This window comes from Amycolatopsis sp. WAC 01376 (assembly GCF_003947415.1).
GTDB lineage: Bacteria > Actinomycetota > Actinomycetes > Mycobacteriales > Pseudonocardiaceae > Amycolatopsis.
In genome coordinates this window covers 680,790-695,420 of record NZ_QHKL01000004.1, presented here as the reverse complement: position 1 = coordinate 695,420, position 14,631 = coordinate 680,790, and the positions used below count along the sequence as shown (strand labels likewise).

Genomic DNA, 14,631 nt, shown 5'->3' with positions numbered 1-14,631 from the left:
TCAACAGAGTTTATCGGTAATGATTATCATCACAGCCTGACCGATCGGCGGCAGGTCGAGACGTGTGACGCCTTCGATGCCGCGCCGCTCTCGGCCGTCACCTGTGGGCCCGATCAGTGTCGGAGCGGCTGTCCATGTTGGACTCGAACGAGTTCTTCGGCGTCCGGGTCGCTGCAGGAAGTGTTCGGCGGCACACCGGCATGGGCCGCGCCTACCGGGCTCGAGGCGCCGCCCCTGGGCTACCTATGTAGCTTTGCTGCTCCTTCCGTTCCGTAGCGCGAATCCGAGACGGCGGCCGGCCTCCCGGAGTTCGTCGCGGGCTCGGGGGTGGGCGACGTGCTCGATGATCTGCTCGGCCTGTTCGACGGCGTCGTGGCCCCAGATGGCGGCCGCGCCTTGTTCGCTGACGAAGTAGCTGTGCTGGAAGGACGTGACGGGACCGGCCAGGCGAGGCACGACGGTCGAGACGTCGGCTTTGGGGTGCCAGGAGGGGAGGGCGATGATCGCCCGGCCGCCGGGGGAGTGCAGCGCGCCGACCACGAAGTCGGTCTGCCCGCCGAACCCGGAGTAGATGACGTCGTGCACGCGGCTGGCGTTCGCCTGCGCGTACAGGTCGATCTGCAGCGCGCTGTTGATCGAGACCAGGCGCTGCTGACGGGCGATGAGTCCGGGGTCGTTGGTCTTCTCGGTGCGCAGGAGCCGGACACGGGGATTGCGGTCCACCCAGTCGTAGAGTTCCGCGCCGCCGAACACGAACGACGCGGTCACCGGTGTGTCCGGGTCGAGTGCGCCCGCACGTTCCAGGCCGAGCACGCCGTCGCTGAACATCTCCGACCACACGGCGAGGCCACGGCGCGTCGTCAGCGCCGCGAGTACCGCGTCCGGGACGGCGCCGATGCCCAGTTGCAGCGTCGCGTCGGCCGGGACCAGGTCGGCGACACGGGCGCCGATCTCCTGGGAGACCTCGCTGATCGGGCGGGGCGCGGGGGAGGCCAGCGGCTCGTCGACCTCGATCGCGTAGTCCACTTCGTCGCAGGCGAGCACTCCGTCGCCGTAGGTGTAGGGCATCCGCGGGTTGAGCTGGGCGATCACGAGGCCGCCGCGGGCACGGGCCGCCTCGATCGCGGCGGGCAGGATGTTCACTTCCGTGCCCAGCGATACGCAGCCGTCCACGGGGGTGGACGTGTGGATCAGCACGATGTCGGGTGGCAGGGCCTGCTGGAGCAGGCGCGGTACCAGCGACAGCCGGGACGGGAAGTACCGCAGCGTCTTCTTGCCGCGCATGCCGGCCCCGACGAAGGGCGTCTCCAGGGTCATCCCCTCGCGGTCGGGGACACCGGGCTGGGCGTTGAGCGCGAACAGCCGGTATTCGGCCACGGCCTTGTCCAGCAGCTCCAGCGCGCGATGCGGGGTGGCGAAGTTGCCGCTGACCACGACCCTCGGACAGGTGACGGCGGCGGACAGGACGGCGGACAGCCGCGACTCGGACAGGATGCGCATGAATCCTGGATACCGGACCCGGCCGCTGCTCGCAGATGTGTGCTCACCGATCGCATAGGGACTTTCGGTCCTGTATACGGGATCGGCTGGAGTGGAGTGCCAAGGCTCAGCTCGTGGTCGTCGGCAGCCGCGGCAGGGGTGGATTCACCGGGCAAGTGCTCGGCTCGGTCAGCCAGGCGCTCACCCGCCACACCGAATGCCCTGTGATGGTGGTCCGGCCGACGAAGGCCTGATGATCGTTCTCGGCTTGCGTCGGCGAAACCGTCCCAAGTGGACACCCGGTGGCGGGCGGCAAACCAAACCATCCTGCGTGCACGCCATGGGAGGTGGCCACCGTCGTTGACAATTTACAGCGGGAAACGCGTCTCGACTGCCAAGGTGCCGACGCGAATCCGCTGGTCAGCCCTGTTCTCATTCCTTGTCGCACCCGCCGTTGGCCCCACGGGAACCAGGCAGGGCGGCGGAAGGACCACAAGGCGCGCAACCCGAAGGAGATATTCGGCGCGCCTGCGAAGGCGTCTTGTCGGTACTCAGGGGCGAATAAAAAATCCCCGGCCTTGAGGGGCCGGGGATTCGCCTATCCCGGAATCAGCACTCGCCGCGCCAGCGGACGTTGATCACGGTGCCGTGCATGGTCGAGGAGTAGTAGCCCGGACCGGGGTTGTTGTGCAGGCACATGGTGTGGGTCGCCCCGGTGGACGACAGGATCCAGGTCACGTCGACGTGGTCGCTGCCGGGGGAGTAGTAGCCGTTGTTGAACAGGTACTGCGCTCCCCCGACCGAGCCGGACCAGTTGCCCGCGGTCTTCAGCAGCAGCGGGCCGCCCGGGTAGTAGTCGTACACGCAGAAGTAACCCTTTTCGCAGCCGGGCGGGTTCGGCTCGGCGGACGCGGCGGGCGCGGTCGGGACGATGGCCGTCACGGCGGCAGAGGTTGCGACCGCAGTTGAAATGCTTTTACGCATGATTGTTCCCCCAGTTCTACGGAATCGAGCGAACCCTATCCTATGTTGTACTCGACCACGGAGGCTGGGTACGGGCGACACGTGGTCGGATGATCTTGGACGGGTGAGGGCCTCCGGGTTCGGTGTTGATCGCGACAGCTACGCAGATCCGCGGAGGCAGGCGACGGGATCTGAGGGGGCATTCCGGCTTCTGGGAGGCAAGGTGAGTCGGTGTCGGATCAGGTGAGTGTGCCGATGGTGATCGAGCAGGTGCTACGCATGAGGTATGTGCCGTCGGCACGACGGTAAGGCGAGATCGATCCGGTGATCGTGTCCGCGACTCGTTGCCGACCGGCATGGCGGATCGCGGCCGCGGCCGGACCGGTCGAGAGCAAGCCTCGCAGGGCGGTCGTCAGATCGGGGTATTTCCAGGGGCAGGTAAGAGTCCGCTCCTGGAGGACTTTCAGGCCTGCGCGCGACAGCAGCCGGCGGGTCGTCGCGGGTTCCGTGAAAACCGAATACGTCGGACAGCGCCTGGACATGGCCGGTATCGCCGTGCGAACCGGCCGCCATTGCGCGGCCCTGGTCTGCGACCGCTTCGATGTCCCCGCCACCGTCCGTATCAGCTTCGCTCTCTACAACACCCACGACGACATCGACCACCTGGTTTCAACGCTGCGGAGACTCCACACGCACAAGGCGGTACGCCCCGTCAGGAACGGGACTGCCCCCGGGCCGGCCGCACCCCACACGTAGGCGGACGGTGTTTCCGGCACATCGAGGTCGTACCGTAAAACAGGTGTCGCAGTACCGCCATGGCAACGACTTGCCTCATCGTTCGCAGCGAACAGCCTGGGCAACGGAGAGAACGTCGATACCCAGGCATGCCCGCTCCGGCACTCGAAGGGCGGTGATGCCAGGTGTCGGGGGCCGACTGCTGCGGCGCAAGCCTCGCTTCACGTACTGTTCGCTTCTCGCCCGGCACCGACTGCGTCAACCGCGGCGTTCATCCGGTGACGTCCATCGTCCATGACGAGCGCCCGGAACATCGGGCCAGGAAACCGCTCCTGGCCCGATGTTCCGGGCGCTGGGGAAACTACGCCTTGGCGCAGGCGACGAGGACACCGATGGTCGCGGTTGCGGCCGTGGCGTGCGCGGCCGCGCTCGCCGCCGCGGCCGTGGCGGCAGCGGTGCTGAACGCACCCAGGTTGGCGGCGGCGTCGTTGATCGCGGCGGGTGCCCCGGTGAGCACGCCCTCGGCGAACGCCTTGGCCGCGGCCGCGGCGGCGGCCGAGTCGGCGACGTTGGCCGCGGCGGCGGTGGCCGAGTTCGCGGTGTCGACCGCGGCGGCGATAGCGCTGGCACAGCTTATGGGAGGGGCGTTCGCCGGTGCCAGATCCGTAGTGGACGTGGTGGCACTGGCCGGCGCCATGGTCAGCATCGCGAGGGCACCGACGGCGAAGGACGAAGCCGCGAGACGGCGAAGGTTCATATTCATCAGCGGAACTCCTGAATCAGGAATGAAGAGCGAGTCCCGGCCGACCCGGTGAAAAAACCGAACCACCGGAACAAAGTCGGTGGAAAGTGAACCGGCTCATACAAGAAGTGGAGCAGCGAACGAATATCAAATACGAAAAGGCACCCGTACGTGTCCGCGTGACGAGAATGCTCGGCGCCGGTGTGCACCGACGGAGCTCCTGTCTAGTGGCACGACGACCTCGACGAGTGCAGCCCGGCGAACTGGCCGGGGAAAGGATCACCATGCCACCGGAGTAGGTCGAGGCCTGCTACCCGGCTGCCTCCGCGAGATCGAACCGGTCGAGCAGTTCGGCGACCCGCCGTCGGCCCTCGGCCGGCGACCCCGATCGCGCGGCGGACCGCATCCGTTCCTTCGCGAGGTCATGCCCGGCGATCCACGCTCGTCTCCGAACGACTTGCGCAGCCCGGTCACCGTGATCGCCGATCGTGCTGGTGTGCTGGTCATGTTCCCCCTCTCTTCTTCGTGGCGCTGTCGGCCGTCACCTGGTAGTCGCGCTCCCCTTGGAGGAAGAGGATGGGCAGATCCAGTGTCGCGGCGACGCGCCAGAAGACCGCTTCGAAGCGGAACTGCGACTGGGCCGGCACTCCGGGGTACTGCCCGATCTGGAGGCGGCGTGTGCCGGGCGGCCTTTGCGCGAACGCCTGGCCGCGTTGCGAATGCGCGCGCTTTCGGCTGCGGGCCGCCAGGCCGAGGCGCTCGCCGCGTACGAGGACATCCGGGGCAGGCTCGCCGTCGAACTCGGCGTGGATCCTTCGGCCGTGTTGCGCGAGGCCCAGCTCGCGGTGTTGCCCGGAGAGGTGGATCGGACGACGGACCGCTCCGGTCCCACACCGGGCAGGTTGCCGTCCCGCCTGACGTCGTTCGTCGGACGCGAGGGCGAATCGACGTTGCTCGCGGATCCGGCAGCTGCTGTCCAACACCAGCGGCCTGTTCGCCACAGGCATTGCCCGAGATCATCATGCCGGGGAGCCGTCACACTTTCGTCGGGATGTGGCGTCTGATGAGCATTCTTTCCTCGATGGCGATTGTGACAGTGTGTGGATCCGTAGACAGGTGAGAGGCTTCGGCGCGTGGGAGGGTTTGCGCCGCGCCGAAGACCTCGCCCCAGCTCCGCGGCCTGACGTCTCCTTCCAGAAGTGACGGCGACGAGAGCATGGGCAACCGGTCGGTGAACGCCGTTACCTCGGGTGCCTCCTTCGCTGCGCCGAGGTCTCGTCGGCGCTAGTGTCACTGGCCTCCCAGCCCGCTTCCGGAAGGACACCAGCTCCGTGCACCAAGAGACGTCGACGTCCGTCACGACCCCCGATCTCGGATTCGGCTGGGGAGCCTCGGGCCTGGTTTTCGCTGTGCTCATGATCATCGCGCTGTGGAAGGTGTTCACCAAGGCCGGGCGTCCTGGCTGGGCGGCGATCATCCCGTTTTACAACGCCTACACCTTGCTGAAGGTCGCCGGGCGCTCCGGGTGGTGGCTGATCCTGTTGCTCATCCCGGTGGTCAACATCGTCGTCGCGATCATCGTCTCGATCGACGTCGCGAAGGCCTTCGGCAAGAGCGGCGTCTTCGGATTCTTCGGCCTATTCCTGTTCTCCATCGTCGGCTACCTCATCATCGGCTTCGGCCAAGCCCGCTACATCGCTCCTCCTGCCGCCGGTCCCCGCTAACGCCATAGAAGCACGATCGAGTGAATCGCCGCTGGCGGGCGGTTGCGGTGGGCCTTTCCGGCCGAGAAGGTGACCTCCGCGCGCTGGCCTTCGAGCCGAACGGACGAGTCCTGATCGGCATCAGCCTCGGCGAGAAGCCGACGGTGTGGCGCTGGAACCTGGACACAGAAAGCGCGGCTCACACAGCCTGCGAATACGGCCTCTCCCACAAAACCGTGGAAAAATGGACCCAGTATTTTCCAGGGAGCACCTACCAGCCACCGTGCGCTTAGAGAGCACATGGGCTACGGACCCGTCATAGCAGTCGCGGCCGCGCCCTGGTCGATCCGGCCGCCGGCGTCGAGGTGGTCTTTAGCGTAGGCGTGGCTGTCCGGGTGCAAGATGAGGAGCCGGGTCGCGCTGAGCTTGCGCTGGGTGGCGGTTGCGTCTGGTCGAACCGTCCGCCCGGAATTCCGGCCGGAAGTCGGATTCGAGATGGCGCTGATCGGCCCTTGGTGATGTGGCCGTTGCCGTTTCCGACGGCTGAATCTGAATGCCGAAATCCGGTAAAGGGAAACGATATGTCCCTTTACCGGATCACGAACACGGAGGGGCCGACCCGCGCCAACAGACCGGCCCCGGCAAACCCTGTGCCTAGAGCGTCAGACCAGCCATCCGAGCACGTGAGCCAGGTGCGCGAGCAGACCCGTGATCAGGTCGTGGCCGTGGTGCACGTGCTGGGTGAACATCTGCATTGAGGGGCTCCTTGTTCGGATTTCGTGTTTCGGTTGTGCTCTCGCGAGGAGCGATCGAAGATTTTCACCACATTGGCACCTTGTCAAAAAACGATTTCCCGAGCCCGCGGAGGGTCGTCAATCTTCCTACGATAAACATGTAAGTCTTTCGTGTTTTGCGCTGGGGTCGATTCCGCGAGCGGTGACACTGTCGGTAGCGGGACCGAAAGGAGCCAACGTGCGCACCCGACGCTCGCTACGGCAAGTGGGCGGGCGCGTGACACGAATCGGTGACCCACTTGCCACGAATGGTGAGTCGGCGAGGAACACCTGTTTGGGTGACAAAATGCGAGTGGACGCGGCTTTTCCGGACGGGGTTGAGGCTCCGGCGCGGGCGTGTGCGGTCACCCATCGTCAGGTGATCTTCACTGGACGGTGGGGCCGGGATCGTGCCGATTCTCACGATGGTGTTATTTGTCCGGTCAGGCAATGCTGGACGAGCGGGCCGAACATGGCGACCAGGTCGTCGATGGATGACGAGGCGATCGGCTCGATGCGGACGATGTACCGGGCTACCGCGAGCCCCAAGATCTGGACGTCGACCATGCTCGCCCGCAGCGCGGCATCCGGCGTGTCGAGCAGCGCCGCGAGCCTGCCGGTGATCTCCCGGTCGATGAATTCGCGCAGCAGTGCTTCGGACCTCGGGTCGGTGGGCGCCGACCTGGTCAGCATGACCAGCGGCGTGCGGTCGGACTTGTCGAGGTTCTCCAGGAGCGTCCGGACGATGCGCTCGCCGATAATGTCGAGGCCGCCGTCGAAGATCGATTCGATGGCGGGCGGGACGCTTCCGGACATGTCGATCACGGCGCTGAACAGGCCCTGTTTGGTGCCGAAGAAGTAGAACACCATCGCCGGGTCGACTCCCGCCGCGGCGGCGATCGTGCGCACGGTCGTGCCGCTGTAACCGTTCTGGTCGAACAGTTCGCGGGCGACCTGCAGGACTCGTTGCTTGCTCTCCGCGCCGGACCGCCAGCGACCGGGACGACGGGGATTGTCGTGTTCTGTCATGACCGCCGCAGTCTAACACTCTTTCTTCATCGGCTGGTGGAGTTTTGTGGCGACCCGCCCTAGAGTGTTCTTCATCAGGCGGTGAAGAATGGGGTGGGAAATGAAGCTGATCGAGGTCGACGCCGGGGGCGGAGAGGGCGCGTCGGGGCGTCAGCAGGGCAGCCTGGCGATGTGCCGCAACAGTTCCAGGCTCGTCGAGGTAAAGGCGAGCACATGAGCCTCAGCCTGCTCACGCAGAAATCCCTGTCGTTGTTCGGCGCGGTCGGTGGCTGGCGCACGGTCATCGAAGGCGTCGTGTCGCGAGTGCTGTTCCTTGTCACATATCTGCTGACCGGGCGGGTGCCGGTGGCCGCGCTGGTCGCGGTCGGCGGCGTGCTCGTGTTGGCCGTGGTGCGGCTGTGCACCGGCGGCAAGGTCTGGCAGCCGGCGATCGGGTTGATCGTGGTCGGAGTGTCCGCGCTGCTGGCCGGGAGTACTGGACAGCCGGTCGACTTCTACCTCACCGTCGTCCTCTTGCAAGCGGGCAGTGGCGTGCTGTTCCTGGCATCCATGCTCGTGCGATGGCCGGTGATCGGATTGGTGATGGGCACAGTGCGCGGTGACCGCTTCGCCTGGCGACGCGATCGCCGGCAGCGGCGGCGCTATTACTGGTGCACGACGGTGTTCCTGGCGAAGTTCGCCATCGCCACGGCAGTACTGGTGCCGCTGTACTCGGCCGGAGCGGTGATCCCGCTCGGAATTGCCGCCACGCTGCTCGGCGGTGCGCCCGCAGCCGGCGTATGCGTCTACCTGTGCTGGCGAATCCTCCGCAAGGAGCCACAGATCTCCCGGTAGCCGACGGCGACGATCAATCGCAGCGGACTTGTCGCGCGACCGTCACCATCTGGGTTGTCATGCCTGTGTCTGTTCTACTCAGGCTGCGTTCACGATTAACTCGGTATCGCGGCGACGGTGTTGTTTCCAATGGTCTGTGGAGCCGCCCGGATCCGTTTTCCGAGAAAGCCACCCGGAGAACACTGGATTTCGAAGAAACCCTTCTCCTGTGGCCGTACGCTTTGAGAATGAGTGTGCTGAAAAGAACGTGACTTGTGCCGTGGGGGAGCTGGTCAGGAGGCGTTGCGACCGGCCTCGCGCCTCTGGATAATGAGAAAGTCAAGCACCGGTCAAGGGAAAAGCCGAAGAGCTGACACCCGGTGCGGCAAACCGCCTCCGGCGAAACGGTCCTGCGTGAATGGCTGAATGAAAACTCGCGAAGGGGACCGTTCCTCGGGAGGAAGGCGAACGCCTCGAGCCGAGATCGAGAAGCTCGAGCCGCATCGACCGGGGGGAACAGGATGAGCGTTGTGTCGTCGGACGAGGACGTCGTCGCGAGCTGTCCGCCACCGGTGCCGACCATCCGCCTTCTCCCGACCCTCTGACAGGAGAAGGAACCGCGGATGAAATCGCCACGAGACGATCTGCAGCGGCTCGCGTACACCGACGCGCAGGAATCCGACTGGGATCGCGCGGCCGAGCTCCTCGAGGGCGCGGTCTTCCACCTTCCCGGCGACCCGGACGCGCCTCCGATCCGGACGCCGCAGGAGTGGGACGCCGAGGGGTGGGATTCCGGCAGGCTGCCGCCGAAGACGGTGGCCGAAGCCCGGGCGGCGCTCGCCAGACGGATCGCCGCTCCGGACGCGCCGGACACCGAAGCGGTCGCCGGCGCTTACGACGAGCTGGAGGACTGACGGATGTACGTTCCCTGGCTCGCTGATGCGGCACGCAGCACCGGCTACCCCGTCGTCGAGATCGCGGGCTGGCGCGACCGCGGCCACGGCGGCATGCGTCGCGTCGAAGGCGTCGTGGGCCACCACACCGCTACTTCGGCGGCCGCGCCCGGCGACTACCCGAGCCTCGGCATCGTCACCAACGGCCGTTCCGACCTTGCCGGCCCGCTCGCCAACTACGGTCTCGGCCGCAGCGGCACGATCTACGTGATCGCGGCCGGATGTGCTTACCACGCCGGCGCTTCCCGCTGGGCCGGGTTCATCGACCTCAACGACGAATTCCTCGGTATCGAAGCGGAAAGCGCCGGAACGGGCGGCTGGACACCGGCGCAGCTGGACTGCTACCCGAGGCTGACCGGTGCGGTCTTGCGCTACATGTCCCGAGGCACCGACCGCTACGCCGGGCACAAGGACGTCTGCGTGCCCGTCGGCAGGAAACCCGACCCCGTCGGGATCGACAGCGCCTGGATGCGCCATCACGCGGCCAACCCTTTACCTATCCCCACGAACGGAGAGGACGAAGACATGAGCAGCGACGTCGGTGAGGCCACGGGGGACGAGTGGGGGGAACTGCACGTCCCCGTCAACGGGCACCGCTACCTGAGGATCTCCACCGCCTTCGGCCGGACTGTCACCCTCGACGGCATCAGTCTCGTCGACGACACCCCAGCCGGAGCCGGCTCCAACGGGAGAACGGTCCACGCCGGCGGAAGCGTCGTCTCGGACCGGCCAGGCCCATGGGACCTCGCGAAGACCGATCCGAACTACGTCAACTACAGCCACCTCGTCATCCGGTACCGGTCGACGGGCAAGGTCAAGGCCTGGGTCAACGACCGTCCCTGAAGGAAGTGGTCACCACGATCTGATCCGCGTACTCGGCGATGCCGTCCCCGTTCCGGGCAGGCAGGTACAGGGAACGATCCGGACATCGGGCCGTTCTCGGGGAGAACGATGAGCATGGACGAGCCCGCACGGCTGAGTGCGTCGGTGGACAAGGTCTCCATGGGGCGGGTGCATGACTACATTGCTCGGTGGGACGCACAACTATGCCGCCGACGAGGTGGCGCCCGGGTGGTCTACATCGACAACGAGCCGAGCGCTCGAGCGCCACGCGCAGATCCTGCTCGGAGGAGACCGCGGACCCGAATCGGCACGCGGCGCTGGACGCGGATTTCTTCGACCGGGCCTCGGTGTGTTGACTTCTTCGGTGGATTCATCGCGTTGTCAGGGCTTGCCGATCGATGTCAGGAACTTTTGCTGATCGTCGAGGTAGCCCGCGGTGAACAGTGAGCGCGGCGCGGCGATCGCGAGGAATGTGCTCTTGAGTTCCGAGTCCTCGATGTCCTTGGGGACGATGTTGTGGGTGGCGTCCGCGTAGCACTTGACCTTGAGCTGGCCCGGCCCGGTAACGAGTTTCCGGTACCCGGCCTCGGTGTCGTCGCTGTCGACGTGGATGTCGCGCCCGCCGAGGATCAGCAGCACCGGTACTCGGACGGCGGCCAGGTCTTCGGACGCGTCGGAGGTGTGGTTGCGGCGGTTGAAGGCCCAGCGGTCCGGGGACAGGCCGGTGACGTCGCCGCCCGCAGCCTGGTACTGCTCGAAGGTCTCGCTGTCCTGCAGGGCACGCAGGTTCGCGTCGCTCTTTGGCCACCGCGGCGGCGACCTCTTCGGCTGGTGCGTTGCGGTCTCGCATTCCGGCGAGCAGGTCGTAGCGCCCTTGCCGGAGCCAGTTGATCGCGGGACCCACGGCGATGATGAAGCGGACGTCGGGCGACTGCCGGGCGGCTTTGGGCATGACCCAGCCCGCCTGGCTGGCGCCCCACAGGCCGATCCGCTGGGGGTCGATGCCAGGCTGGGTCTTGGCCCAGGCGATCGCGGTGAGGGTCTCGTCGGCGCGGTCCTGCATGCTCTGGTTCAGCCAGTTGCCGGGCGCACTGTCGATGCCGGGCTTGTCCCACGACAGGGTCGCGTAGCCGGCCTTGGCCATCGCCTCCCAGATCGGCCGGTAGAAGGTGTCGTGGGTGGCGTTGGTCGGCCCGTCCCCGTGGACGAACACGACCAGACCGTGCGGGCCCTTTCCTTCGGTCGGTCGGGCGAGGACCCCATTCAGTGGTTGCGCTCCGCCGGTGATCGTCACCCGCTCCTCGGCGAGGTCGTAATCGTTCTGGTAGATGATCCAGCCACCGGCGCCGACCATCAGCAGCATCACCGACACCAACGACACCCAGAGCCACTTGCGCCTGCGCACCCGTTCACCAATCTATCGAAATTGAAACGACCGATGTGTATGCGATAGCTAGCGCACTGTAGCATGAAACTATCGCTACATGTACGACCGGCGGTCGAGTGATAGTTTTGCGGGTGCGGTGAGAAAGGGGCCATGGCATGGCGGCGGAGGAGACGGACACCGGCAGCGGGCCGGTGACGCTGCGGCGGAGCGTTCCCGCCGGAGCCGAGCGGCGGGCGGCCGAGCTGTGCTGGGGCGCCTTCGGCCGCAAACTCGGCCCGGCGCTGAACCCGCCGGACAAGGCGGTGCCCTTCCTCGCCGCCCGCCTTGACACCGATCGCGCGGTGTGCGCGTTCGCCGGAGGAGAGCTGGTCGCTTTCGCGGAGTATCAGCTCGGCGGCCAGGAACCCGCCAAGGGGGCGGCCATCGCCGTGCTGCGCACCTATGGGCGGATACGCGGGCTGTACCGGCTTGCGCTACTCGCCCTGTTCGAAAACCGCCCGAAACGAGGGCGGCTCGTGGTGGCCGGCATCGCCGTGGATCCAGGCTTTCGCGGCCACGGTATCGGCAGTCTGCTCGTCGAGGAATTGGCTGCCATCGCGGCCGAGCGGGGCTGCCGGGAGATCAGGCTGGACGTGATCGACACCAACTCGCGTGCCAAGGCCCTGTATGAACGGCTCGGCTTCGCGACGGTAAGAACCACCCGCACGCCCTATCTGCGTAGGCTGCTGGGATTCGGTGCGGTGACGACCATGCGCCGCAGCGTCGCGCCGAAAGGATCACCGGCACAGTGACCGATCACGTCGAGGTTCCCACTCGCATGCTCGTGCACGCGCTCGTCCGGGAGGACGGCACGGTCGACGCGGACGAGCTGTACACCGTCGCCGCGACCCTCGGTATGAGCGACCAGCAGGTACGGCTGTGCATCAAACGTCTCGTGGCCGAGGGCGCTTTCACGCACCAGGGCCGCGGCCGCAAGGCGCTGCTGCACGCCACCGCGGACACCACGGACGCGTTCGGTCCCACCGCGGAGTTTCTGCGCCACGCGTTCCGTCAGGACGCCGGGCTCGAGCCCTGGGACGGAGTCTGGCATTTGGCCGCCTTCGCGGTGCCCGAATCCGCGCGCAAGGCCCGGGACGCCCTGCGCGACACTCTTGTACACCTCGGCGGCGCTTCCCTCCAAAATGGACTGTACGTCAGCGCCAATGCCTGGGAGCCCTACGTCGAAGAGGCAGCGGGCAGGCTCGGCGTCCTGGACACGCTTTCCCTTCTGAGCACAACGGATCTGCGCAAGGGCGATACCCGAGACCCGGTCGAACTCGCCCGTCGTCTTTGGCCTCAGCGAGAAATCGCGGATCGGTATCACCGCCTCGGCCGCATAGCCGAGTCCCGCCTCGAACGACTCACCGGTCCCGTCGAGCTCTCCTCTGCCGAGCTCGTCACGACGGCCGTCGAACTGGCGGCCGAACTCACCCGCGCTATGGAACCCGACCCGCTGCTGCCACCTCAATTCCTGCCCCGGCCCTGGCCCGGGGCCCAGGCCCGCGAGCTCGTCGCCCGATGCTGGGCGGCGCTGTACGAACGGGACCACGGCGAGGCCATGCCAACCATCTTTCCCCGCTACGCCGACATCGCGCGGGAAGCGGCGGCGACACACCGCGGCGGCTGAGGCCGGCTCACCGGGTTCGCACGGACCGGACCGCTGCACATACACCACAGCATTTGCGAAGACGTCCGTCAGATCACCCGGAAGTCCGGTCAGCCGGCCCGGTTGCTCATTGCCTACGGCGTCGCGATACTGGCCGGCTCAGCCGCTGTTTGAGCACTTTGCCCATCTGGTTGCGCGGTAGTTCGTCGAGGAACACGACCTCGCGTGGCCGTTTATGCCGGGACAGGCGGTGGGCGACGTGATCGATGAGGACTTGGCCGTCACGATCGGGACTGATCACGAAGGCGATGATCTTCTGGCCGAGGTCGGGGTCCGGGACTCCGACCACCGCGACGTCGACGACCGAGGGGTGGTCCATCAGTGCTGCCTCGATCTCGCCCGCCCCGATGCGGTACCCGCCGGACTTGATCAGGTCGGTGGACTCGCGTCCGACGATCCGGTGGAAGCCACCGGGATCGCGTACGGCCAGGTCACCGGTACGGAACCAGCCGTCATCGGTCCAGGCTTCCGCGGTGGCGTCCGGTCGGCCGAGGTAGCCGCTGAACAGCATCGGGCCGCGGACCTGGAGCGCGCCGACGGTTCGGCCGTCGTCCGGGACCGGGCCCGCGTCGTCCTCCGAAGGTGACATCAAACGAGTCTCGGCACCGGGAATCGGTAGTCCGACCCAGCCGGCGCGCCGTTCGCCGGACGCCCGCGCGCTCACCGTGATCATGGTTTCGGTCATGCCGTAACGCTCGACCGGCGACTGCCCGGTCAGTTCCGCGATGGCTTCGAACAAGGGGGACGGCAAGGGCGCGCTCCCGGATACCAGCAGCCGGGCCTTGCGCAGGGCATGCGCCGACCGAGGGTCCTGCGCTATCCGGTTCCACACGGTCGGGACGCCGAAGTACATGGTGCCGTCGGTAGCCGCGTACCGATCGGGCCGCGGGGCCACCGTGTGCACGACACGGGATCCTCGCCGCAGCGAGCCGAGCACACCCAGAACGAGGCCATGGACGTGGAACAGTGGCAGACCGTGTACGACGGTGTCGTCCGGAGTCCAGTCCCATGCGGTGAACAGGCCATCCAGTCCGGCGGCGATCGCGGCGCCGGACAGCTCGACGCCCTTCGGTGCACCTGTCGTCCCGGAGGTGTAGACGAGCATCGCAGTTCGCTCCGGAGCGACGGCTCGCGGCGCGATCGGGGTTCGGCCGGGAGTGATCGTCGGCAGATCGACGCACTGCGGGAGATCGCCCGACCAGGCCGTCGCACCCGAGTCGCGGATCATGTGGGACAGCTCCGCGGGACCGGAGTCCGGGGGGACCGGCACCACCGGTACACCGGCGAGTAGGCAGCCGGTCACGGCGACGACCGTGTCCATCGTCGGCGTCGCCAGGACCGCGATCGGTCCAGTGTCGGGGATCGCGGCCGCGAACCGGCCGGCCCGATCGACCAGCTCGGACCTCGACAGTACTTCGTCCCCGACGACGACGGCGCGCTCAAGGTCCTGTCCTGAAACAAGCGAGGTGAGTAACAACGGGATCTCCGGCTTCTTTTCTTGGGGTG

The 14,631-nt window shown here is 66.8% G+C and carries 15 protein-coding genes and 1 pseudogene; 10 read left to right on the top strand and 6 right to left on the bottom strand.

Annotated elements, in window-relative coordinates; all coding sequences use genetic code 11:
• Positions 1-243 precede the first annotated feature (243 nt).
• Entirely contained in the window at positions 244-1,500 is a 1,257-nt protein-coding gene (locus DMH03_RS25795) for an acetyl-CoA hydrolase/transferase family protein (RefSeq protein ID WP_125794547.1), read from the bottom strand.
• Positions 1,501-1,586: 86 nt separating this feature from the next.
• Here DMH03_RS25795 and DMH03_RS25790 point away from each other — a divergent pair.
• Positions 1,587-1,733: pseudogene (locus DMH03_RS25790) on the top strand (universal stress protein); the annotation flags it as partial.
• A 355-nt stretch (positions 1,734-2,088) separates the two neighbouring features.
• Here the strand turns inward: DMH03_RS25790 and DMH03_RS25785 are convergent.
• Positions 2,089-2,421, bottom strand: a complete 333-nt coding sequence (locus DMH03_RS25785) for a hypothetical protein (protein ID WP_199749016.1) — start codon at positions 2,419-2,421, stop codon at positions 2,089-2,091.
• 345 nt (positions 2,422-2,766) lie between these two features.
• On the opposite strand from DMH03_RS25785, the gene DMH03_RS42895 reads away from it, so the two are divergent.
• Positions 2,767-3,198 (top strand): aminotransferase class V-fold PLP-dependent enzyme, encoded by a 432-nt coding sequence (locus DMH03_RS42895; protein WP_370310854.1) that lies wholly within the window; start codon positions 2,767-2,769, stop codon positions 3,196-3,198.
• 340 nt (positions 3,199-3,538) lie between these two features.
• On the opposite strand, the gene DMH03_RS25775 is transcribed toward DMH03_RS42895, so the two are convergent.
• Complete coding sequence (locus tag DMH03_RS25775) at positions 3,539-3,940, bottom strand: hypothetical protein (protein ID WP_125794545.1); 402 nt, start codon at positions 3,938-3,940, stop codon at positions 3,539-3,541.
• A gap of 467 nt (positions 3,941-4,407) precedes the next feature.
• Between DMH03_RS25775 and DMH03_RS25770 the strand changes: the two genes are divergently transcribed.
• Positions 4,408-4,983: a BTAD domain-containing putative transcriptional regulator gene (locus tag DMH03_RS25770; protein ID WP_370310853.1), complete on the top strand. Its 576-nt coding sequence runs from the start codon at positions 4,408-4,410 to the stop codon at positions 4,981-4,983.
• Between the two features lie 267 nt (positions 4,984-5,250).
• Positions 5,251-5,643, top strand: a complete 393-nt coding sequence (locus DMH03_RS25765) for a DUF5684 domain-containing protein (RefSeq protein WP_125794544.1) — start codon at positions 5,251-5,253, stop codon at positions 5,641-5,643.
• Between the two features lie 1,172 nt (positions 5,644-6,815).
• Here DMH03_RS25765 and DMH03_RS25760 read toward each other — a convergent pair.
• Positions 6,816-7,424 carry a TetR/AcrR family transcriptional regulator gene (locus tag DMH03_RS25760; RefSeq protein ID WP_125794543.1) on the bottom strand — a complete coding sequence of 203 codons (609 nt, stop codon included), beginning with the start codon at positions 7,422-7,424 and terminating at the stop codon, positions 6,816-6,818.
• Positions 7,425-7,637: 213 nt separating this feature from the next.
• On the opposite strand from DMH03_RS25760, the gene DMH03_RS25755 reads away from it, so the two are divergent.
• The 3 genes from DMH03_RS25755 to DMH03_RS25745 all read left to right on the top strand — a co-directional run bounded on the left by DMH03_RS25755 (position 7,638) and on the right by DMH03_RS25745 (position 10,033).
• Positions 7,638-8,258 carry a DUF3159 domain-containing protein gene (locus DMH03_RS25755; protein WP_125794542.1) on the top strand — a complete coding sequence of 207 codons (621 nt, stop codon included), beginning with the start codon at positions 7,638-7,640 and terminating at the stop codon, positions 8,256-8,258.
• Between the two features lie 602 nt (positions 8,259-8,860).
• Entirely contained in the window at positions 8,861-9,151 is a 291-nt protein-coding gene (locus tag DMH03_RS25750) for a hypothetical protein (RefSeq protein ID WP_125794541.1), read from the top strand.
• A 3-nt stretch (positions 9,152-9,154) separates the two neighbouring features.
• Positions 9,155-10,033, top strand: a complete 879-nt coding sequence (locus DMH03_RS25745) for an N-acetylmuramoyl-L-alanine amidase (protein ID WP_125794540.1) — start codon at positions 9,155-9,157, stop codon at positions 10,031-10,033.
• Between the two features lie 381 nt (positions 10,034-10,414).
• Here the strand turns inward: DMH03_RS25745 and DMH03_RS42390 are convergent, their stop codons facing one another.
• Positions 10,415-10,672, bottom strand: coding sequence for a hypothetical protein (locus tag DMH03_RS42390; protein WP_199749015.1), 258 nt, complete (start codon positions 10,670-10,672; stop codon positions 10,415-10,417).
• Between the two features lie 248 nt (positions 10,673-10,920).
• Here DMH03_RS42390 and DMH03_RS42385 point away from each other — a divergent pair, with 248 nt between their 5' ends.
• From DMH03_RS42385 to DMH03_RS25725, 3 genes are all read left to right on the top strand, one after another.
• Positions 10,921-11,163, top strand: coding sequence for a hypothetical protein (locus DMH03_RS42385; RefSeq protein WP_199749014.1), 243 nt, complete (start codon positions 10,921-10,923; stop codon positions 11,161-11,163).
• Between the two features lie 412 nt (positions 11,164-11,575).
• Positions 11,576-12,211 (top strand): N-acetyltransferase, encoded by a 636-nt coding sequence (locus tag DMH03_RS25730; RefSeq protein WP_125794539.1) that lies wholly within the window; start codon positions 11,576-11,578, stop codon positions 12,209-12,211.
• Positions 12,208-13,086 carry a PaaX family transcriptional regulator C-terminal domain-containing protein gene (locus tag DMH03_RS25725; protein WP_233611639.1) on the top strand — a complete coding sequence of 293 codons (879 nt, stop codon included), beginning with the start codon at positions 12,208-12,210 and terminating at the stop codon, positions 13,084-13,086. The genes DMH03_RS25730 and DMH03_RS25725 overlap by 4 nt, the downstream gene beginning before the upstream one ends.
• A gap of 106 nt (positions 13,087-13,192) precedes the next feature.
• On the opposite strand, the gene DMH03_RS25720 is transcribed toward DMH03_RS25725, so the two are convergent.
• A complete protein-coding gene (locus tag DMH03_RS25720; protein WP_199749013.1) occupies positions 13,193-14,602 on the bottom strand; it encodes an acyl-CoA synthetase in 1,410 nt (469 codons plus the stop codon).
• Positions 14,603-14,631 lie beyond the last annotated feature (29 nt).